The organism is Streptomyces sp. JLBJ103 (assembly GCF_058215575.1).
Window position 1 is genome coordinate 2108311 of record NZ_CM177089.1, and the last position, 20118, is coordinate 2128428.

A 20118-nucleotide genomic window follows, 5' to 3' on the forward strand; every position below is an offset into this window, starting at 1 on the left:
CGTAGGTCCGCGGGGCGCGCCGGGCGTTTGTCCGAGGCGTAGCAGTCGGCGGCGGGTGCGCTCCGCTATGGCGTGGCGGTGCGGGGCGGTCCGGAGTGGTCAGGTCGCGGTGGCGGGGGAGGTCGCCTTCAGGGCGAGCCACAGCTCCATACGGACGTCCGGGTCGTCCAGGGAGCGGCCGAGGATCTCCTCGACCCGGCGCATGCGGTAGCGCAGGGTGTGCCGGTGGACGCCGAGGTCGGCGGCGGCCGCGTCCCACTGGCCGTGGCGGGAGAGCCAGGCGCGCAGGGAGGCGACGAGGTCACCGCGACCGGTGGCGTCGTGTTCGTGCAGGGCCCGCAGCATGCCGTCGGCGAAGGCCCGTACGGCGTCGTCGGCGAGCAGCGGCAGGACCGAGCCCGCGGCCACCTGCTCGTGCTCGACCAGCACCCGGCCGCGGCGGCGGGCCACCGACAGCGCCTGCTCCGCCTGGCGGTAGGCGGTCGCGGCGGCGATGGGACCCGCGGGCGCGGACAGCCCGATGACCAGGTCGTCGCCCGGGGTGGCGGCGGCGCGTTCGCGGGGGCGGGTGGCGGCGCCCCGGCGCTGCTCTATCGCCCCGGCGTGCTCCCCGCACACGGCGACGGCCGCGCCGCCGTCGGGAGCGAGCACGATCAGCCGTCCGCCGTCGGGCACGACGAGCACCGCCTCCCCGTTGCGGGCCGCGGCGGCCTCCATCGCGTCGGCGAGGGTGGCGAGGGGGGCGGCGGTGACCGGCTCGCCCGCGGCGGGGGCGGTGCCGGTGTCCGCGCGGTGGTCGCTGTCGTCCGTGGTGACGGCGGTGGCGGGGGCGGCAGGGGACGTGGTGGCGCCGGACGTCCCGGCACCGGCCGCGGCCTCGGCGACGAGCATCCGGAACGGCGCGTCGAGCAGACTCCCGTACAGCCGCCCGGCGACCGCCCGCGCATGATCGGGCTCGCCCGCCAGCAGCATCCGCAGCACGGCGGCGCCCAGGCGGTGCTCGGCCTCCTGGAGGGCGCGGGACCGCTCGGTGGTCAGGGTCAGCAGCGCCACGGCCGCGTGCACGGCGTAACGCTCGGCGGTGCCCAGCGGGGCGCCGGTACCGACGGCGAGTACGCCCCGGGTACGGCGCCCGGTGCCCAGCGACTGGAGCTCCACCCGGTCCGAGACGGCCGCGTCGGACGCGGACTCCGCGCCGTCCCCGCCGACCACGACGCTGGCGGGGGCGGGCCGGGCGCGCAGCCGCTCCACATCGGCGGTGAGCCGCGCGGCACGGCGGGCGGCCCAGTCGGGGGCGGCGGCGACCACGGAGCCGGAGGCGTCGTAGAGCGCCGCCCAGCCGTCGAGGTGGGAGGCGAGCCGGGCGAGCAGCGCGGCGGGGCCCTCGGCGCCGATGGCGGCGCGGGTCAGCTCGCGCTGTGCCTCGAACCCGGCGGTCACCGACCGGTACTGGTCCGCGGCTATCGCCGCGGAGACGGCCTTGCTGATGGCGATGAAGGGGGTGCGGCGCGGTACGGCGAGCAGCGGCAGCCCCTCCTCCTTGGCCGCTGCCACCAGGGCGGCCGGGACCTCGTCGTACTTGACGCCGACCGCGAAGCCGAGCCCGACGACACCCGCGCCGGCCAGCCGCCGCACATAGCGGCGCATCTCCTCCGGGTCCTCGGCCCGGAGCTGCATCGCGGTGATGAGGAGCAGTTCACCGCCGTCCATATAGGGCACGGGGTCGGCGAGCTCGCTGACATGGGCCCAGCGCACGGGTGTCTCCAGCCGGTCCTCGCCCGCGAGGACGGTCAGCTTGAGCGCGGTGTGGTGGACGAGAGAGGCGAGCGTGGGAGGCATGGCACCTTCGAAGCGAATGCGATGACTTCACCGCCCCGTATGAACGGCTACTGCCGATTCTGCCCCAATGGAGGAATCCGGGGAATCCGCGTCCGGAGTGCGGCGGGCGGGCCACGGTGGCCCTGCGGGACGCGGTCGCACGCGGGGCTGGTACGGCGATCGGCCCGCGCGGGGTCCGACCGCCGCGAACGTGGCCGGGGCCCGGGTGCCGCTGCGGTCCGACCGCCGGGGTCCCGTGTGGCGTCACCCGCGGAGGTCCACCAGAACGGGAGGACCGCCCTCGCCCCGTACGGAGGTCACGGACAGCACCGCGTGCCCGGCGGGGACGGAGTGCGCCAGCTCGGAGGCCGACCAGCGCTCGCGCTCCACCTTCCGCACGGTCACGGACTGGGTGGTCACGGCCTTGCCGGTGACCACCTTGCGGATGAAGTGCAGGACCTTGGTGAACGGCTCGTCGGAGATGATCTGCCGGTCGGTGATGTCCCGCGTCTCCACCCACTCCGTGCCCCACACCTCGGCGAACCGCGCCCCGTCCCAGGTCGTCACCCCGGCGTAGGCCATCCGGCAGCCGACGGCACCGAGCAGCGCGCTGCGCAGGGCGTCGGGGACGTCGTCGAGGGTGCGGAGGGTGAGCACGGCACCGGCGTTGGCGGAACGCAGCCGCTGGATGCCGCGCAGCGCCTCGGGAGTGATCGTGTGCGAGGCGTCGTCGAGCACGAGACAGGCGAAGAGCGAACGGTCGGCGCGGCCGACGGCACACTCGGTGAACTGCGCGAGCACCAGCCGCGCCAGCATCCGGGACGCCTCGGCGTGACCGCGCTCGGGGAGGTCGATCCGGACCCGCAGCGGGTGTTCGAGGGCGCGCAGGGAGAACGGGCGGCGGTCGCCTGTGGTGTCGAAGAAGTCGGCGAAGGCGGGCCGGTCCAGCAGCGCGATCCGGTCGGCGAGCAGCGCGCCCGCGTCTCCGGGCGCCCCCGACTGACGTACCCGCGCCTCCAGCTCGCGCGCCTGGGCGCGCTCCCCGGCGGCGTCGAGCGCGTCGCGGAGCGCGCCGACGGCCGTCTTCGAACCGTCGAGCAGCTCACGCAGTTCGGGCACGGACGGGAAGCGGCCGTGGGCCGCGCGGTAGGGGCCAAGCAGCTGGGCCAGCGCGGTGGCGGCCCGGCGGCTGTCGCCGCCCGGGAGCGAGGCGGCCATATCGCCGATGAGGGCCTCGGCGAGGATGCCCGCAGCCTCGTCGGGGTCGGTGGTGCCGCCGTAGAGGTCGAGGTCGTAGGCGGAGTCGGGGCGGCCGATCTTCACGACCACGTCGAACGCGTCGTCTCCCCCGAGCCCCGCCCCCGCGGGACCGACGGCGACGACGGCGGTCTGCCCGGCGAGCGCCTGGAGGCACAGCGACTCCACGACCGGCCGCACCAGCCGCCCGGTCTTCCCCGCACCGGGCGGCCCGACGGCGAGCAGCGAGGTGCCGAGCACATCGGGGTCGAGGGCGAGGCCGACACCGCGGTGGTGGTAGGGGTTGCGGGGGTCCTCGGGGGCGGTGCCGATACGGACCTGACGGGCGAGGAGATCGTGATGCGCTGTGCGCGCGGGCAGGTCGCGGGCACCGGAGGGGTGGCCGTGGGCGGCGGCGCCGTGGCGCAGCAGGGTGTCGGTGAAGGCGGCGAGCGAGTTCCTCCCGGCCCGCACGGCCTGCCAGGCGCGCTCGATCCGGGCGTGATCGACGTCGTTCATCGCCCCGGCCCGCGCCTCGGCCGCCAGCCGATCAGCCGCACTGTGCGCCCCGGCGGCCCGCAACTGCGGCCATTCGGCCGGGTCGGTCTCGGGGTGGGCGGCGGCTTGGGCGGCGGCGCCGTTCGGCTGGGTGGTGGGGTCGTCCCAGGCGCGGCGGAAGAGGGGGGCGAGGTAGCGGCGGAAGACTTCGCCCCAGTGGCCGACGCGGCTGAAGATGACAGCGAGGATGGCAATGACCATGCCGATATAGATGCGCTGCGCCCACCAGCCCGCCTCGGTGTTGCCGCCGCGCTCGTACCAGGAATCCGGAGTCAGCAAGTACATCGGCCAGTACCAATATCCGCCGAGATAGCCGTTGTAGAGCAGCGACCACACCAGCCAGCCGCAGAGAGCGGAGATCAACGCGCCACTGAGAAGTCGGCGCCCGGGAATCCGGTCGGGGTCCTCCGGGGGCTTGGGCTTGTGCTCATACGTCCAGACGCCCGGGCTCGCCTCGGGGCGGGGGGCGCGCAGCCAGGTGAGGAAGGACGGGCGTGCGGGGGCACCCGGGGCCGAGCCCGGAGGCGTTGGCGGCACCGGCGGCGGGCCTGCGGGGCGACTCATGGGCGGGGCGGGCGGATACGACGGCGGTGCCTGGCCCGGGGGCGGTGGGACCGCCTGGCCTCCCCTGGGCGGCGTCGTGGGAGCTGCGGGATAGGTGGGCGGGGAGGCGGGGGGTGGCACCGCATCGCGCCGCATACCGCGTGAATCGAACGTGCCCTCGGTGTCCATGTGCTGCCCCTTGCCCCCTGACCGGCTGTGCCTGTGCTGATGCGCACCGCTCAATCTAGTGTTCCCGCCCAGGGAGTTCAGTGACCCGGGCGGTACAGCCCCTCCCGAGCCCAGCCTCGGCCCCGGCCCCGGCCCCGGCCCCGGCCCCGGCCCCGGCCCCGGCCCCGGCGGAACCCTCGCCGCTATGTCCGCCGCGGACAACGCAACACGCGCACTGCTACCGAACGGAACATGCCTGTTCCGCTCCCGCGCGCCTAGCCTGCGAAGAAGCGACCGATCTGCCTTGACCGACCTGCCTTCGTTCCAGGCATGTGAAGCATGAAGCACTTCCAACATCCAACATCCGACATCCGATATCCGACAGTCGCGACATCGTCGAGCAGTCGAGACATCCCGGACCCCCGACCCTCCTCCCCCCTGGAGCACCTCATGACCGCACTGTCCGGAGGCCCGTCCCTCCCCCAGGAGCGCCGCGTCGTCACCGCGATCCCCGGCCCGAAGTCCCAGGAGCTGCTCGCCCGCAAGACCGCGGCGGTCGCCGACGGGGTCGGCAATGTACTGCCGGTCTTCACCGTGCGCGCGGGTGGCGGGGTGCTCGAGGACGTGGACGGGAACTCGCTCATCGACTTCGGCTCCGGTATCGCCGTGACCTCCGTCGGCTCCAGCGCGGAGGCCGTCGTACGCCGGGCGTCGGCGCAGCTGGCCGACTTCACCCACACCTGTTTCATGGTCACGCCCTACGAGGGCTATGTGGAGGTCTGTGAGGAGCTGGCCGAGCTCACGCCCGGCGACCACGCCAAGAAGTCGGCGCTGTTCAACTCCGGCGCCGAGGCGGTGGAGAACGCGGTGAAGATCGCCCGCGCCTACACCAAGCGCCAGGCGGTCGTCGTCTTCGACCACGGTTACCACGGCCGCACCAACCTCACCATGGCGCTCACCGCCAAGAACATGCCGTACAAGCACGGGTTCGGTCCGTTCGCGCCCGAGGTCTACCGCGTTCCGCTCGCCTACCCCTACCGCTGGCTGACCGGTGCGGAGAACTGCGCCGAGGAGGCCGCGGCGCAGGCCATCGACATGATCAGCAAGCAGGTCGGGGCCGAGAACGTGGCCGCGATCGTCATCGAGCCGATCGCGGGCGAGGGCGGCTTCATCGAGCCCGCCAAGGGCTTCCTGCCCAGGATCCTGGAGTTCGCCCGCGCCAACGGCATCGTCTTCGTCGCCGATGAGATCCAGACCGGTTTCTGCCGCACCGGCCAGTGGTTCGCCTGCGAGGACGAGGGCATCGTCCCGGACCTGATCACCACCGCCAAGGGCATCGCTGGCGGTCTGCCGCTCGCCGCCGTCACCGGCCGCGCCGAGATCATGGACGCGGCGCACGCCGGCGGTCTGGGCGGCACCTACGGTGGCAACCCGGTGGCGTGCGCCGCCGCGCTCGGCTCGATCGAGACCATGCGCGAACTGGATCTCAACGCAAAGGCCCAGCGCATCGAAGAGGTCATGAAGGGCCGCCTCTCCGCGATGCAGGAGAAGTACGACATCATCGGCGACCTCCGCGGCCGCGGCGCGATGATCGCGATCGAGCTGGTGAAGTCCGGCACCAAGGACCCCAACCCCGAGGCGACCGCCGCCCTCGCCAAGGCGTGCCACTCCGCCGGTCTGGTGGTTCTGACCTGCGGAACCTACGGAAATGTGCTGCGATTCCTGCCCCCGCTGGTGATCGGCGAGGAGCTGCTCAACGAGGGTCTGGACATCATCGAGAGCGCCTTCGCCGAGCTGTGACCGTAGGTGATCGACGGGCGGCGTGAAGAAGATGTGCGGGGCCGATGACAGGTGGGTGATCGGCCTGTCGGGCGGAGCTCCGCTGCCGTACGGTCGTTCCAGATGAGAGAAACACCCCGCTCGCAGGGGACTGCGGGCGACGCCGAGCCGGTGCTTCCCCAGCCCCGACCCGGCTGTGCCCTCGCGCACACCACTGGAGCCCCTGGCTCCGGATCTCCTCACCGATCGGATGGCCGCCCGCCCCAAACCCCCCGGGGCGCGCGGCACACCGGTCGCCACGGCGGCCCCGGAACCACCCCCCCTGTTCCGGGGCCTCCGACTGTTTCTCCCCTTTCCTCCCTTTCCTCGTTTTTCTCGCCTTCCTCCCTCTCTCGCTTCCTCCCCGCCGCGCTGCTTGTCCTTCTCGCGCTGTGCACCTGGCAGATCGCCTCCCACGGTCCGCTGCGCTCCCTGGACGAGCGGCTCGGCCGGGCGATCGCCGGATCCGCCGTCCCCTCCCCCGTCGCCGGGTCCTTCGCGGACCTCGGCAATACGGCGGTGGCGCTCCCGGTGCTGGGGGCCGCGCTCATCCTGGCCTTGTGGCGCGCCCGGGGTACGGGGACGGCCCGCTGGTGGCTGCCGGCGCTCGCCGCCGGGGTGGCGATGGCGGCGGTACCGGCGCTGGTGGTTCCGTTCAAGGCGCTGATCGGCCGCCCGGGGCCGCCCGGACCGCTGGCGGACGAGACCGGATTCTTCCCCTCCGGGCATGCCGCGACGGCCGCCGTCGCCTACGGTGCCGCGGCGCTGTTGCTGTGTCCGCGCCCGGGGCGATGGCCGCGGCGGACCCTGCTCACCGCCGTCGCCCTCCTCAACGTCGGCGTGGGGGTGGGGCTGGTGCGCCGCTCGTACCACTGGCCGCTCGATGTGGTCGCGAGCTGGTTGCTGACCGGATGTCTCCTGTGGACGGTGGTACGTCTGAGCCGGTCGGCCCCGGCCGACGAGTCCTCCGAAGCCGGGACAGCTTCCGCCAACACCCCGACGCCCACCGGAAGCTGACACCACGAGGACGGGGCGGCAACGAAGACGGGGCCGCAACGAGGACAGGGCCGGGGCCCGGTGGACAGACACCACCGCAACCCCGGCCCCGCACCAGGCCCGAAGCCCGGACCTCAGCTGTCGAAGCCCAGCCCCATCTTGTCCATCGCCTTCAGCCACAGATTCCGGCGGCCGCCGTTCGCATCCGCCCGGGTCATCGACCACTGCGTGATCCCGATACCCGCCCAGCGCACCGGCTCCGGCGGGAACGGCAGCGGCTTGCTGCGCACCATCTCCAGCCCGGTGCGCTCCGTGGTCTCACCGCCGAGCACATCGAGCATCACCTCCGCGCCGAAGCGGGTCGCCCCGACGCCGAGGCCGGTGTAGCCGAGGGCGTAGGCCACCCGTCCGCCGTGCGCGCTGCCGAAGAACGCGGAGAAGCGCGAGCAGGTGTCGATCGCACCGCCCCAGGCATGGCTGAAACGCAGGCCCTCCAGCTGCGGGAAGCAGCGGAAGAAGTGCTGGGCGAGGGTGCGGTACGTGGCCGGGTTGTGGTCGTACTCGGCGCGCACCCGGCCGCCGTAGCGGTAGATGATGTCGTAACCGCCCCACAGGATGCGGTTGTCGGCGGTGATACGGAAGTAGTGGAAGTGGTTGTTGGTGTCGCTCAGCCCCTGCCGCCGCTTCCAGCCGATCGCGTCGAGCTGTTCCGCGGTCAGCGGCTCGGTCATCAGCGCGTGGTCATAGACGGGCACGACATACGGGCGGACCCGTCGCACCAGCGAGGGGAAGGCGTTGGTGGCGAGCGCCACCTGACGGGCGCGCACCCGACCGTACGGGGTGCGGACGGCCATCGCCGCCCCGGCGCTCGTCAGCTGCTCGGCCGGGGTGTGCTCGTAGATCCGTACGCCCAGTTCGACGCAGGCGCGCTTCAGACCCCAGGCCAGCTTGGCGGGGTGCACCATGGCCACGCCCTTGCGGTCCCACAGCCCGGCGAGGAAGGTCGGTGAGTCGATCTCGGCGCGCAGCGCGTCGCGGTCGAGGAACTCCTGCTCCCCGACGCCGAGCCGGCTGGCCAGTTCGGCGGCCTCGCGCAGCTCCTCGATCTGGTGGGGCTCGGTGGCCACGTCGATCCCGCCGGTGCGCTCGAAGTCGCAGTCGATGCCGTAGCGGGCGACGGCGGCCTCGATCTCGTCGAGGTTCTGGTGGCCCAGCCGTTCGAGTTCGGCCAGTTCATTGGGCCAGCGGGTCAGGCCGTTGCCGAGGCCGTGGGTGAGGGAGGCGGCGCAGAAGCCGCCGTTGCGTCCCGAGGCGGCCCAGCCGACCTCCTGGCCCTCGAGCACCACCACATCGCGCTCGGGGTCGCGCTCCTTGGCGATCAGGGCGGTCCACAGTCCGCTGTAGCCGCCTCCGATGACCAGCAGATCGCACTGCTCGTCGCCGACGAGGGCGGGACGCGCACGGGACCGGCCGGGGTCCTCCAGCCAGAACGGGGTGTACGCGGCGTCCGCCAGGGATTCCAGGGCGGACGTCGGTCCGGGGGTGCTGCCCCCGGTAGAGCGCGTCATGGCGTCCGAGGCCATGTTTTCTCAGCTCCTCTTGCGGCGGGTACCGGCCAGTTGGCCGGCCAGGACGCACAGCACCGCGATGGCGAACATCGCTGTTCCGATCACATTGATCTGGACCGGGGTGCCGCGCTGCGCGGATCCCCACACGAACATGGGGAAAGTCACGGTCGATCCGGCGTTGAAGTTGGTGATGATGAAGTCGTCGAAGGAGAGCGCGAAGGACAGCAGCGCACCGGCGGCGATACCGGGGGCGGCGATCGGCAGGGTGACGCGCAGGAAGGTCTGCACCGGGGAGGCGTAGAGGTCCTGGGCAGCCTGTTCCAGCCGCGGGTCCATGCTCATCACACGCGCCTTGACGGCCGTCACGACGAAGCTCAGACAGAACATGATGTGGGCGATGAGGATCGTCCAGAAGCCGAAGTCCACGCCCATGTTGAGGAAGAGGGTGGCCAGCGAGGCGGCCATGACGACCTCGGGCATGGCCATCGGCAGGAAGATCAGGCTGTTGACGGCCGGCCGGGCCCGGAAGCGGTAGCGGGCCAGCGCGAAGGCGATCATCGTCCCCAGGACGGTGGCGCCGATGGTCGCCCACAGCGCGATCTTCAGGCTCAGTGAGAGCGAGCCGCACAGGTCGGCGACGCCGCAGGGGTCGGCCCACGCCTCGGTGGAGAACCGCTGCCATTCGTAGTTGAAGCGGCCGTTGGGCTTGTTGAAGGAGAAGACCAGGACGACGACGTTGGGCAGGATCAGATAGGCCAGCGTGCCGAGCCCCGCGATGACGACCAGGTTCCGCCGTATCCAGCGTGTCAGAGCCATCAGACCAGATCCTCCGTCCCGGACTTGCGGATGTAGACGGTGACCATCGCGAGGATCGCCGCCATGAGGATGAAGGACAGCGCGGCGGCCGTCGGGTAGTCGAGTACCCGCAGGAACTGCGACTGGATGACATTGCCGACCATCTTCTGGTCGGTGGAGCCCAGCAGCTCGGCGTTGATGTAGTCGCCCGCGGCCGGGATGAAGGTGAGCAGCGTGCCCGCGACCACGCCCGGCATGGACAGCGGGAAGGTCACCTTGCGGAAGGTGGTGAAGGGCTTGGCGTACAGGTCCCCGGCCGCCTCGTGCAGCCTGCCGTCGATGCGCTCCAGGGAACTGTAGAGCGGCAGGATCATGAAGGGCAGGAAGTTGTACGTCAGACCGCAGACCACGGCCAGCGGGGTGGCCAGCACCCGTTCACCGGCGGTGAGCCCGAGCTGACTGGTGACATCCAGGATGTGCAGGGAGTTCAGCACACCGACCACCGGACCGCTGTCGGACAGGATGGTCTTCCAGGCCAGGGTGCGGATCAGGAAGCTGGTGAAGAACGGCGCGATCACCAGGATCATCACCAGGTTGCGCCAGCGGCCCGCGCGGAACGCGATCAGGTACGCGAGCGGATAGCCGAGCAGCAGGCACAGCACGGTGGCGGTCGCCGCGTACATCACCGAGCGCAGGAACTGCGGGTAGTACTCGGTCAGCGCGTCCCAGTAGGTCTGGAAGTGCCAGGTGACCTTGAAGCCCTCTTCGAGGGAGCCGGTCTGGACCGAGGTGGACGCCTGGTAGACCAGCGGCGCCGCGAAGAAGATCACCAGCCACAGGATGCCGGGGAGCAGCAGCCAGTAGGGGACCATCTTCTTGCGGCGCGCGGCCTTGCGGAGACCCTCCGGGGCCGCCGGGGGCGGGGCCGGAGGTGCCGTCTCGGCGGCGGTGGTCGCGCTCACGCCGCCTCCTCGTCCAGTTCTGTGCCCGCGTCGATGTCCTGGGCGGCGTCAAGGCCGAAGGTGTGCGCCGGGTTCCAGTGCAGAACGACCTCGGCGCCGGGGACCAGCCGCGGATCGCGTTCGATGTTCTGCTCGTAGACGGCGATCTCGGGGCAGTCCGGGGTCCGCACCACGTACTGGGTGGAGACCCCGATGAAGCTGGAGTCCTCGATCGTGCCGGTGATCCGGTTGCGTCCGTCGGCGACGGTACCGGCGTCGTCGGCGTGGGTGAGGGAGATCTTCTCCGGGCGCACTCCGACGAGCACCTTGCCGCCGGTGCGCACGGGGGCGCCGCACCGGGCCGCGGACAGCGCGAGCTTGCCGCCCGCGGTGGTCAGCACCAGGTCGCCGCCGCTCTTGTCACTGATCTCGGCCTCGATGAGGTTGGAGGTGCCGAGGAAGTTGGCGACGAAGGTGGTGGCGGGGTTCTCGTAGAGCTCGGCGGGGGCGCCCAGCTGCTCGACCCGGCCGCCGTTCATCACCGCGACCGTGTCGGCCATGGTCATGGCCTCCTCCTGGTCGTGGGTGACATGGACGAAGGTGATGCCCACCTCGGTCTGGATGCGCTTGAGTTCGAGCTGCATCTGACGGCGCAGCTTGAGGTCGAGCGCGCCCAGTGGCTCGTCGAGGAGCAGCACCCTGGGGTGGTTGATCAGGGCGCGGGCGAGGGCGACGCGCTGCTGCTGGCCGCCGGAGAGCTGCGTGGGCCTGCGACGGGCGAAGTCGCCGAGCTGGACCAGTTCCAGCATCTCGTCGACCTGCTTCTTCACCGATTTGATCCCGCGCCTGCGCAGACCGAAGGCGACGTTCTCGTAGATGTCGAGGTGCGGGAAGAGGGCGTAGCTCTGGAAGACGGTGTTGACCGGCCGCTTGTGCGGCGGCAGGGCGGTGACGTCGTTCCCGGCGAGCCGTACGGTGCCGGTCGTGGGGTCCTCCAGCCCCGCGATCATGCGCAGGGTGGTGGTCTTGCCGCATCCGGAGGCGCCGAGCAGGGCGAAGAAGGAGCCGGCCGGTATCTCCAGATCGAGCGGGTGGACGGCCGTGAAGGATCCGTAGGTCTTGCTGAGCCCGGTCAGACGGACGTCGCCGCCGGCGGCCGGGGTGGCACTGGGGTCGGTCATGGGTGGCTTCCCTCGTCTGTCAGGCGCCGGTGAGCTTGGCGAACTTTTCCTCGAAAGCTGTCTCTTCCTTGCTCGACAGCGAGCGGAAGGCATGTGACTTGGCGGCCATCTCCTCGTCGGGGATGATCAGGGGGTTGTCCGCCAGGTCCTTGTCGATCTTCGCGAGCTCTTCGCGGACTCCGTCGACCGGACATACGTAGTTGATGTAGGCGGCGACCTTCGCGGCGACCTTGGGCTCGTAGTAGTAGTCGATGAGCCGCTCGGCGTTCTTCTTGTGGCGCGCCTGGTTCGGGATCAGCAGGTTGTCCGTGGAGGTCATATATCCCGCGTCCGGAATGGCGAACTCCACCTGGGGCTTGTCCAGTTGCAGCTGGACCAGGTCGCCCGCCCAGGCCACGCACGCCGCCAGGTCGCCATTACCGAGGTCGCCGGTGTACTCACCGCCGGTGAACCGGCGGATCTGCCCCCGGTCGACGGCCTTCTGGATCCGGGCGATGGCGGCGTCGTAGTCGTCGGCAGTGACGTGCTCCGGCTGCTTGCCCATGTCGAGCAGGGTCAGCCCGACGGTGTCGCGCATCTCGGTCAGCATGCCCACCCGGCCCTTGAGCTTCGGGTCCTCCAGGAGCTGCGAGATGGAGGTGATCTTGCGGCCGCCGGTGGCCTTCTTGTTGTACGCGATGACGGCGGGGATGCCCGTCCAGGTGTAGGAGTAGGCGCGGCCCGGGTCCCAGTCGGGGCTGCGGAAGCCCTCCGCCAGATTGGCGTAGGCATGCGGCAGGTTGGCCGCGTCCAGCTTCTGCATCCAGCCGAGCTTGATCATGCGGGCGGCCAGCCAGTCGGTGACGCAGATGAGGTCACGCCCGGTGCTCTGGCCCGCCGCCAGCTGCGGCTTGACCTTCCCGAAGAACTCCACGTTGTCGTTGATGTCCTCGGTGTACTTCACCGAGATACCGGTGCGCCGCTGGAACGCCTCGAGGGTGGGGTGGTGCCTCTTGTCCTCGCTGATGTCCATGTACTCCGCCCAGTTGGAGAAGTTGACCTTCTTCTCCTCGTCGGAGTGGTCATCCGAGGCGTTGTCCGCCTCGGAGCGCCCCGCGGGCGGGATGCCGCAGCCGCTCAGCGTCCCGAGCCCGCCGAGGGCGAACGCCCCGGCGCCGCCCGCGCGGAGCAGGCCGCGACGGGTCAGCGCCATCCGGCCGCTGGTCATACTGCGGCGGATCGCGGCGATCTGCGGCGAGGACAGGCTCTCGGGCTCGTGGGTTGGTTCCATGAAGCTGTGCCTTTCGAGGGTGTCGGCCGGCCCCGGCCGGCCGAGGGCCACACGCGGTGGCCGCACGAATCAGGTCTGTCGGTCCCCGAAGACCGTGCGGTGCCAGTCCTTGCGGACCTCGGCCGTGTTGTCGAACATCACATGCTTGACCTGCGTGTACTCATCGAAGGAGTACGCCGACATGTCCTTGCCGTAGCCGGAGGCGCGCATCCCGCCGTGCGGCATCTCGCTGATGATCGGGATGTGGTCGTTGATCCACACACATCCGGCCTTGATCTCGCGGGTGGCGCGGTTCGTCCGGTAGACATCGCGGCTCCAGGCGGAGGCGGCGAGGCCGTAGGGGGTGTCGTTGGCCAGGGCCAGGCCCTCGTCGTCGCTGTCGAAGGGCAGGACGACCAGGACCGGGCCGAAGATCTCGGACTGGACGATCTCGCTGTCCTGGGCGGCGCCGGTGATGAGGGTGGGCCGGTAGTAGGCGCCCTTGGCGAGATCGCCGCCGGGGGCCTCACCGCCGGTGACCACGGTGGCGTAGCCGCGCGCCCGCTCGACGAAGCCCGCGACGCGGTCGGCTTGCGCGTGCGAGATGAGGGGGCCGAGGTCGGTCTGCGGGTCGAACGGGTCGCCGAGGCGTACGGACGCCATCAGATCGGCGACGGCGGCCACGAACGCGTCGTACAGCGGGCGCTGGACATACGCGCGGGTGGCGGCGGTGCAGTCCTGGCCGGTGTTGATCAGGGCGCCCGCGACGGCGCCGTGGGCGGCGGCCTCGACGTCCGCGTCGTCGAAGACGACGAAGGGCGCCTTGCCGCCGAGTTCGAGGTGGAGCCGCTTGACGGTGGCGGTGGCCAGCTCGGCCACCCGCTTGCCGACCGCGGTCGAGCCGGTGAAGGAGGTCATGGCCACGCCGGGGTGGCCGACCAGCCGTTCACCGGCCTCCAGGCCGGTGCCGGTCACGATGTTGACGACGCCGTCCGGGATGCCCGCCTCGGTGGCCGCCTGCGCGAACATCAGCGAGGTCAGGGGGGTGAGTTCGGCGGGCTTGAGGACGATCGTGTTGCCCGCGGCGATCGCCGGGAGGACCTTCCACGCCGCCATCTGGAGCGGATAGTTCCAGGGGGCGATGGAGCCCACGACGCCGATCGGCTCACGGCGGACGTACGAGGTGTGGTCACCGCTGTACTCGGCCGCCGCCTTGCCCTCCAGATGGCGGGCGGCGCCCGCGAAGAAGGCCGTGTTGTCGATGCTGCCGGGGACATCGAACTCGGTGCTGAGCTTGATCGGCTTACCGCACTGCAACGACTCGGCGTAGGCGAGTTCCCCGGCCCGCTCCCCGAGCGCGGCGGCGAACCGGTGCATGGCGTCCGAGCGCTCACCGGGGGTGGCGCCCGCCCATTCGGGGAAGGCGGCCTCCGCCGCCGCCACGGCGTCGTCGACATCGGCCGGACCGGCGAGCCGGTAGGTGTACACCTGCTCGCCGGTGGCCGGGTCGACGACCGCATGTATGCGTTCCGAGCCGCCTGTGCGCAGCCGGCCCGCGATGTACTGCGCACCCTGGGCGAACCGCTCCGTCACATCGAACCGCTGATCCATCGCGATGCTCTCCTCCGCCAGTGGCCCCAGAAGGCCATGGCGTCGCTCCAACCGGAATTGAAGGCCGATCCTGACAGAGGACCTGCTCTTCAACAAGGGATTCCGTTGTTGCTTTTTAGTTTCGCGACGGATTCGGTGATCAGATAGGGCCGGAGGTCACCGATTCCGGGCTAGAACACGGAGTCGATGGCGGCATCCAGCGCGGCGAGGTAGATGGCCGGGATGACCATGCCGATGATGCCGCAGACCAGCCCGGCGGTCGCCGAGCCCCCATTGGCCGCCTCGCCCCGGCTGACCTTGCCCTTGCCGATGGCGCCGAAAATGATCGCGAGGATGCCGAGGATGACCGCGAAGACCCACAGGAAGTAGGTGATTCCGCAGACCAGGCCGATGATGCCGCAGACCAGCGCGGCGGTGCCCATACCGTTGCTCTGCTGCATGGGCATCCCGGTCTGCCCCGGGTAGACCGGCGGCGCGGCCGGGTAGCCGCCGCCTCCGGCGGGGTACTGCGGCGGGGGCGGGGGCTGGTGCCCCTGCTGGGGCGCGGAGTAGGGCTGGTTGGGGTCGTACGGGCCCTGCTGCGGGCCCGGAGTGCTGGTGGACATCGATGGTCTCCCCTCCTGGTGAATATCGGCCATATGTTATGGGCATGACGCACACCCGGTCAGCCGACCGGCACGACCCGCTGTGCCCGGATGCGGTGTCGGTGGCGGATGCGAGAATCCCCGGCATGGTGACGAACGGGGTGACGGGGCGGGCACCGGCGGACGGCGGCCCCCGGTCCGTCGAGGAGTTGGTGCGGCTCACCGCACGCGGCGAGCGGGTGAAGTACGTCTGGTTCTGGGGCCACCGGCCGCGGCGGGACGGCGGCGTGGGCCCGGGGTGCTTCAGCCAGTGGTGGCCGTCGCCGTTCACCGTGGACGGTGTCACCTACGCCACCGCCGAACACTGGATGATGGCCAAGAAGGCCCGGCTGTTCGCGGATCCCGACGCCGAGCGGCGGGCGCTGGAGGCGGGCCACCCCAAGCAGGCAAAGGACGCGGGCCGCTCGGTGCGCGGGTTCGACGAGGCGGTCTGGCGGGAGCATCGCTTCCGGCTCGTGGTCGAGGGCAGTGTGCACAAGTTCGGGCAGCATCCGGGCTTGCGCGACTATCTGCTGGGCACCGGGTCGCGGGTGCTGGTCGAGGCGAGCCCGGTGGACCGGGTGTGGGGCATCGGGCTCGCGGCGGACGACGAGCGGGCGGCGGACCCGGCGCGCTGGCGCGGGCTGAATCTGCTGGGCTTCGCGCTGATGGAGGCGCGTCAGCGGCTCATACCGGCCACGGAGAGCGAGGACCCGGCGGACGGCAGCACCAGCACCGCCGCGGTGTCGTCGTAGGGGTCGTAGGGATCGTCGTCGTCCTTGTCAGCGGCGATGTACACGAAGATCATCACCACGCTCGCCGCGACGGCGATCACGCCGAGGATCAGCCCGGCGAGGGCCATCCCGCCGTTGGTCGCCTCCCCGGTGGCCGCCTTGGCACGGCCGAGCGCACCGAAGATGATCGCGAGCACCCCGAGGATGACGCCCAGCACGACGCTGGCGAAGCAGACCAGGCCGATGATGCCGAGCACCAGGGCGGCCGTGCCGTTGCCGTTGTTCGGCAGGTATCCGGCGCCCGGCACATACGGACCGGCCGGGCCCGGGTGACCCATGCCCGGGTGGCCGTAGCCGGGCACCCCGTACGGTGCGGGCTGCCCGTAGGACGGTGCGCCCGCGTACGGGGCCGCCTGGGCGCCGTATCCGGCCGTGCCGTACGGCCCGCCCGGGTAGGCGCTGGGGGTGCCGGGGCCGGTCGGGGCGAGCGGCGGCGGAGGCACCGCGCCCGGCGGGGTGGCCGAGGGCGGAGCGCCGGGCGGCTGCTGCTGCGGCAGGGGCGGCAGCCCGGGGGCGGAGGTGACCGTCGGCTGATCGGCCACCGAGGGCGGCGGCGCCGGCTTGTCCAGCGGCACCCGCTGCGCGGGCGGAGCCCATGGGTCACGGTCGCGCGGCTCCGGCTGCCGGGGCCGCCCGGACTCCGGCGGCCCTCCCGTCCCGTCCTGCGGGCTGGGCTGGTCGTGCTGGTCGGCCATGGATCTTCCCCCCTGCGATGTCCGCCCATGCTACGGCCTGTACAAGCCCTCCCGGGCCGCCCCCTTACGATGACCGGAGTCCGCCACGGACAGCCGTCTCCCGGAGGTTTCGTTGACCGATCTCAGCACGTTCATCGCCGGACTGCCCAAGGCGGAACTCCATGTCCACCACGTCGGATCGGCGTCCCCGCGCATCGTGGCCGAACTCGCCGCCCGCCACCCGGACTCCAAAGTCCCGGGCGATCCCCAGGCGCTGGCCGACTACTTCGTCTTCCAGGACTTCGCCCACTTCATCGAGGTCTATCTCTCCGTGGTGGACCTGATCCGGGACCCCGACGACATACGGCTGCTCACCTACGAGATCGCCCGTGACATGGCGCGGCAGCACATCCGCTACGCCGAGCTGACCGTGACCCCCTACAGCTCCACCAGCCGCGGCATCCCGGACACCGCCTTCGTCGAGGCCATCGAGGACGCCCGCAAGAGCGCCGAGGCCGACTTCGGCACCGTGCTGCGCTGGTGCTTCGACATCCCCGGTGAGGCCGGTCTGGCGGCCGCCGAGGAGACCACCCGGATCGCCTGCGAGCTGCTTCCCGAGGGGCTGGTCAGCTTCGGTCTCGGCGGCCCGGAGATAGGTGTGCCGCGGCCCCAGTTCAAGCCGTACTTCGACCGCGCGATCGCCGCCGGGCTGCACAGCGTGCCGCACGCGGGCGAGACCACCGGACCGCGGACGATCTGGGACGCCCTCACCGAACTGCGCGCCGAGCGCATCGGCCACGGCACCAGCGCCGTGCAGGACCCCAAGCTGCTCGCCCACCTCGCCGAGCACCGCATTCCGCTGGAGGTGTGCCCGACCTCCAACATCGCCACGCGCGCGGTCGCCACGCTCGAAGAGCACCCGATCCGGCAGATGGTCGAGGCCGGGGTGCTGGTCACGATCAACAGCGACGACCCGCCGATGTTCAGCACCGACCTCAACACCGAGTACGCGGTGGCCGCCCGGCTGCTCGGCCTCGACGCGGCCGGGGTCGCGGCCCTCGCCAAGAACGCGGTCGCGGCGTCCTTCCTGGACGCCGAGGGCAAGGCACGGCTCAGCGCGGAGATCGACGCCTACACGGCGGTCGCGGGCCGATGACCGCGGCGGGCGCGGTGTGTGTCCCGGTCGGCCACCGCGGCGATCCGTACGTCCACCGTGAGAACACCCTGGCGTCGGTCCGCTCCGCGGTCGACGCCGGGGCGGGCGCCGTGGAGATCGACGTACGGCTCACCCACGACGGAGTGCCGATGCTGCTCCACGACGCCACCCTCAAGCGGCTGTGGGGCCATGACCGCCCGCTGTCCGGACTGACCGCCGACGAGGTGCGGGAGCTGACCGGCGGCGGGGTGCCGACCCTGCGCGAGGCCCTTGCCTCGGCCGACTCGGCCCGGCTGCTCATCGACCTGCCCGAGGCGGCGGCCGCCCCGGCCGCCGTCGACGCGGTGCGCGCGAGCGGGGCGGACGGCCGGGTGTACTACTGCGGCGCGCTCGCCGCCCTGCGCACCGTCCGCCGTGCCGACCCGGACGCCGAGATCGCGCTGACCTGGACAACACTGGCGCCGCCCCGCCCGGAGCTGCTGGCCGCCCTGCGCCCCCGGTGGGTCAACTACCGGTTCGGGCTGGTGTCCCAGGAGCTGGTGGCCCGCAACCACGCCGACGGACTGCTGGTCTCGGCCTGGACCGCCGATACCCGCCGTTCGATGTCCCGGCTGCTCCGCGCGGGTGTCGACGCGATCACCACCAATCGCGTCGGCGCCCTGTGCGCCCTGCTCGGCCGCCGCTGAGGTCCTCCGTCAGCCGACGGCGGTGCCGCCCAGCCATCAGGTCGTTCTTCCCCGCGGTCTTCCCAGCGATGACCACCTTTGCGTCGCCGCGGGTGGTGAGGGCCGTGGTGGGCGGCGACGTCACCAGCCGTCCCGCACACGGCGAAGGGGCACGGACGCGGTGTGCGCGTCCATGCCCCTTCCGGGTCGGCGGGATCAGCCGTCCAGCGACGTCATCACGTGCTTGATCCGGGTGTAGTCCTCGAACCCGTAGGCCGACAGGTCCTTGCCGTAGCCGGACTTCTTGAAGCCGCCGTGCGGCATCTCGGCTACCAGCGGGATGTGGGTGTTGATCCACACACAGCCGAAGTCCAGGGCCTTGGACATCCGCATCGCCCGTGCGTGGTCCTTGGTCCACACCGACGACGCGAGCGCGTACTCCACGCCGTTGGCGTAGGAGACGGCCTGGGCCTCGTCCGAGAAGGGCTGGACGGTGATGACCGGGCCGAACACCTCACGCTGGATGATCTCGTCGTCCTGCTTGAGCCCGGAGACCACGGTCGGCGCGTAGAAGTAGCCCTTCTCGCCGACCCGGTGACCGCCCGCCTCGACCTTGGCGTGCGCGGGCAGCCGGTCGATGAAGCCAGTGACCTGGGCCAGCTGGTTGGCGTTGTTGAGCGGGCCGAACAGCACGTCCTCGTCGTCCGGGGCACCGGTCTTGGTCTCGGCCGCGGCCTTGGCCAGGGCGCTCACGAACTCGTCGTGGATGGACTCGTGGACCAGCACCCGGGTGGCCGCCGTACAGTCCTGACCGGCGTTGAAGAAGCCCGCGACGGAGATGTCCTCGACCGCCTTGGCGATGTCGCTGTCCTCGAAGACCACGACGGGCGCCTTGCCGCCGAGCTCCAGGTGGACCCGCTTGAGGTCCTTCGACGCGCTCTCGGCGACCTGCATACCGGCCCGTACCGACCCGGTGATGGACGCCATGGCGGGCACGGAGTGCTCGACCATCAGCCGTCCGGTCTCGCGGTCACCGCAGATGACGTTGAAGACACCCTGCGGATGGCCCAGTTCCGCCAGCACCCCGCCGATGATCTCGGCGATCAGCACGGTGGAGGCGGGGGTGGTGTCCGAGGGCTTGATGACGACCGTGTTGCCCGCGGCGAGCGCCGGGGCGAACTTCCACACGGCCATCATCATCGGGTAGTTCCAGGGCGCGACCTGCGCGCACACCCCGATCGGCTCCCGCCGGATGATCGAGGTCAATCCGTCCATGTACTCACCGGCCGAGCGGCCCTCGAGCATCCGGGCCGCGCCCGCGAAGAAGCGGATCTGGTCGATCATCGGCGGGATCTCCTCGTCCCGCGTGAGACCGATCGGCTTGCCGGTGTTCTCGGACTCGGCGGCGATCAGCTCCTCCGCCCGCGCCTCGAAGGCGTCGGCGATCTTCAGCAGCACCTTCTGCCGCTCGCCGGGCACCAGGTCGCGCCAGGTGGGGAAGGCGGCCGCGGCGGCTGCCATCGCCGCGTCCACGTCCGCCGGTCCGGAGAGCGGAGCAGTGGCGTACGGATCGCCCGTGGCCGGGTTGACCACCTCCGTGGTCCGCCCGTCCGCGGCGTCCCGGAACGCTCCGTCGATGTAGTTGCGCAGACGACGCAGTTCGGTGGTCACGTGGCCACCCCTCCTAGTCAGCTGTCTTGATGGGTGAGACGTCCACCCTAATC

The 20118-nt window shown here is 71.4% G+C and carries 16 protein-coding genes; 5 read left to right on the plus strand and 11 right to left on the minus strand.

The features are described from left to right. Positions 1-99: 99 nt before the first annotated feature. Positions 100-1839, minus strand: coding sequence for a PucR family transcriptional regulator (locus tag AC4BEG_RS08955; RefSeq protein ID WP_490705366.1), 1740 nt, complete (start codon positions 1837-1839; stop codon positions 100-102). Positions 1840-2082: 243 nt separating this feature from the next. Beyond that, entirely contained in the window at positions 2083-4344 is a 2262-nt protein-coding gene (locus AC4BEG_RS08960; protein WP_490705367.1) for an ATP-binding protein, read from the minus strand. 429 nt (positions 4345-4773) lie between these two features. On the opposite strand from AC4BEG_RS08960, the gene gabT reads away from it, so the two are divergent. Continuing rightward, positions 4774-6123, plus strand: coding sequence for a 4-aminobutyrate--2-oxoglutarate transaminase (gene gabT / locus AC4BEG_RS08965; RefSeq protein ID WP_490705368.1), 1350 nt, complete (start codon positions 4774-4776; stop codon positions 6121-6123). Positions 6124-6660: 537 nt separating this feature from the next. After that, positions 6661-7158, plus strand: coding sequence for a phosphatase PAP2 family protein (locus AC4BEG_RS08970; protein WP_490705369.1), 498 nt, complete (start codon positions 6661-6663; stop codon positions 7156-7158). Positions 7159-7271: 113 nt separating this feature from the next. Here the strand turns inward: AC4BEG_RS08970 and AC4BEG_RS08975 are convergent, their stop codons facing one another. From AC4BEG_RS08975 to AC4BEG_RS09005, 7 genes are all read right to left on the minus strand, one after another. Beyond that, positions 7272-8720: an NAD(P)/FAD-dependent oxidoreductase gene (locus AC4BEG_RS08975; protein ID WP_490705370.1), complete on the minus strand. Its 1449-nt coding sequence runs from the start codon at positions 8718-8720 to the stop codon at positions 7272-7274. A 6-nt stretch (positions 8721-8726) separates the two neighbouring features. Next, positions 8727-9521: an ABC transporter permease gene (locus tag AC4BEG_RS08980; RefSeq protein ID WP_490705371.1), complete on the minus strand. Its 795-nt coding sequence runs from the start codon at positions 9519-9521 to the stop codon at positions 8727-8729. Next, entirely contained in the window at positions 9521-10462 is a 942-nt protein-coding gene (locus AC4BEG_RS08985; protein ID WP_490705372.1) for an ABC transporter permease, read from the minus strand. The genes AC4BEG_RS08980 and AC4BEG_RS08985 overlap by 1 nt, the downstream gene beginning before the upstream one ends. Then, positions 10459-11622 carry an ABC transporter ATP-binding protein gene (locus AC4BEG_RS08990; RefSeq protein ID WP_490705373.1) on the minus strand — a complete coding sequence of 388 codons (1164 nt, stop codon included), beginning with the start codon at positions 11620-11622 and terminating at the stop codon, positions 10459-10461. The genes AC4BEG_RS08985 and AC4BEG_RS08990 overlap by 4 nt, the downstream gene beginning before the upstream one ends. A 19-nt stretch (positions 11623-11641) precedes the next feature. Next, the gene (locus tag AC4BEG_RS08995) at positions 11642-12892 is read right to left on the minus strand and encodes a polyamine ABC transporter substrate-binding protein (RefSeq protein ID WP_490705374.1); all 1251 of its coding nucleotides are present in this window, start codon (positions 12890-12892) and stop codon (positions 11642-11644) included. Between the two features lie 69 nt (positions 12893-12961). Next, positions 12962-14482 carry a gamma-aminobutyraldehyde dehydrogenase gene (locus AC4BEG_RS09000; protein WP_490705375.1) on the minus strand — a complete coding sequence of 507 codons (1521 nt, stop codon included), beginning with the start codon at positions 14480-14482 and terminating at the stop codon, positions 12962-12964. A gap of 170 nt (positions 14483-14652) precedes the next feature. Continuing rightward, positions 14653-15087, minus strand: coding sequence for a DUF4190 domain-containing protein (locus tag AC4BEG_RS09005; protein WP_490705376.1), 435 nt, complete (start codon positions 15085-15087; stop codon positions 14653-14655). Positions 15088-15212: 125 nt separating this feature from the next. On the opposite strand from AC4BEG_RS09005, the gene ybiA reads away from it, so the two are divergent. Beyond that, entirely contained in the window at positions 15213-15860 is a 648-nt protein-coding gene (ybiA, locus tag AC4BEG_RS09010) for a riboflavin biosynthesis intermediates N-glycosidase (protein ID WP_490707030.1), read from the plus strand. On the opposite strand, the gene AC4BEG_RS09015 is transcribed toward ybiA, so the two are convergent. Beyond that, positions 15785-16594, minus strand: coding sequence for a DUF4190 domain-containing protein (locus AC4BEG_RS09015; RefSeq protein ID WP_490705377.1), 810 nt, complete (start codon positions 16592-16594; stop codon positions 15785-15787). The two genes, ybiA and AC4BEG_RS09015, sit on opposite strands and share 76 nt — an antisense overlap. A 112-nt stretch (positions 16595-16706) precedes the next feature. Between AC4BEG_RS09015 and AC4BEG_RS09020 the strand changes: the two genes are divergently transcribed. Both AC4BEG_RS09020 and AC4BEG_RS09025 read left to right on the plus strand, forming a co-directional pair. Further along, positions 16707-17729: an adenosine deaminase gene (locus AC4BEG_RS09020; RefSeq protein WP_490705378.1), complete on the plus strand. Its 1023-nt coding sequence runs from the start codon at positions 16707-16709 to the stop codon at positions 17727-17729. After that, on the plus strand, positions 17726-18415 hold the full coding sequence (locus tag AC4BEG_RS09025) for a glycerophosphodiester phosphodiesterase (RefSeq protein ID WP_490705379.1): 690 nt from the start codon (positions 17726-17728) through the stop codon (positions 18413-18415). Before AC4BEG_RS09020 ends, AC4BEG_RS09025 begins: the two co-directional genes overlap by 4 nt. A 195-nt stretch (positions 18416-18610) precedes the next feature. Here the strand turns inward: AC4BEG_RS09025 and AC4BEG_RS09030 are convergent, their stop codons facing one another. After that, a complete protein-coding gene (locus AC4BEG_RS09030; protein WP_490705380.1) occupies positions 18611-20065 on the minus strand; it encodes a gamma-aminobutyraldehyde dehydrogenase in 1455 nt (484 codons plus the stop codon). Between the last annotated feature and the right edge of the window lie 53 nt (positions 20066-20118).

What these genes read in the sequence shown, in the direction of transcription:
- AC4BEG_RS08955 (WP_490705366.1), bottom strand. Translation starts at nt 1,839, where the DNA reads ATGCCTCCCACGCTCGCCTCTCTCGTCCACCACACCGCGCTCAAGCTG.
- AC4BEG_RS08960 (WP_490705367.1), bottom strand. Translation starts at nt 4,344, where the DNA reads ATGGACACCGAGGGCACGTTCGATTCACGCGGTATGCGGCGCGATGCG.
- gabT (WP_490705368.1), top strand. Translation starts at nt 4,774, where the DNA reads ATGACCGCACTGTCCGGAGGCCCGTCCCTCCCCCAGGAGCGCCGCGTC.
- AC4BEG_RS08975 (WP_490705370.1), bottom strand. Translation starts at nt 8,720, where the DNA reads ATGGCCTCGGACGCCATGACGCGCTCTACCGGGGGCAGCACCCCCGGA.
- AC4BEG_RS08980 (WP_490705371.1), bottom strand. Translation starts at nt 9,521, where the DNA reads ATGGCTCTGACACGCTGGATACGGCGGAACCTGGTCGTCATCGCGGGG.
- AC4BEG_RS08990 (WP_490705373.1), bottom strand. Translation starts at nt 11,622, where the DNA reads ATGACCGACCCCAGTGCCACCCCGGCCGCCGGCGGCGACGTCCGTCTG.
- AC4BEG_RS08995 (WP_490705374.1), bottom strand. Translation starts at nt 12,892, where the DNA reads ATGGAACCAACCCACGAGCCCGAGAGCCTGTCCTCGCCGCAGATCGCC.
- AC4BEG_RS09000 (WP_490705375.1), bottom strand. Translation starts at nt 14,482, where the DNA reads ATGGATCAGCGGTTCGATGTGACGGAGCGGTTCGCCCAGGGTGCGCAG.
- AC4BEG_RS09005 (WP_490705376.1), bottom strand. Translation starts at nt 15,087, where the DNA reads ATGTCCACCAGCACTCCGGGCCCGCAGCAGGGCCCGTACGACCCCAAC.
- ybiA (WP_490707030.1), top strand. Translation starts at nt 15,213, where the DNA reads ATGGTGACGAACGGGGTGACGGGGCGGGCACCGGCGGACGGCGGCCCC.
- AC4BEG_RS09015 (WP_490705377.1), bottom strand. Translation starts at nt 16,594, where the DNA reads ATGGCCGACCAGCACGACCAGCCCAGCCCGCAGGACGGGACGGGAGGG.
- AC4BEG_RS09025 (WP_490705379.1), top strand. Translation starts at nt 17,726, where the DNA reads ATGACCGCGGCGGGCGCGGTGTGTGTCCCGGTCGGCCACCGCGGCGAT.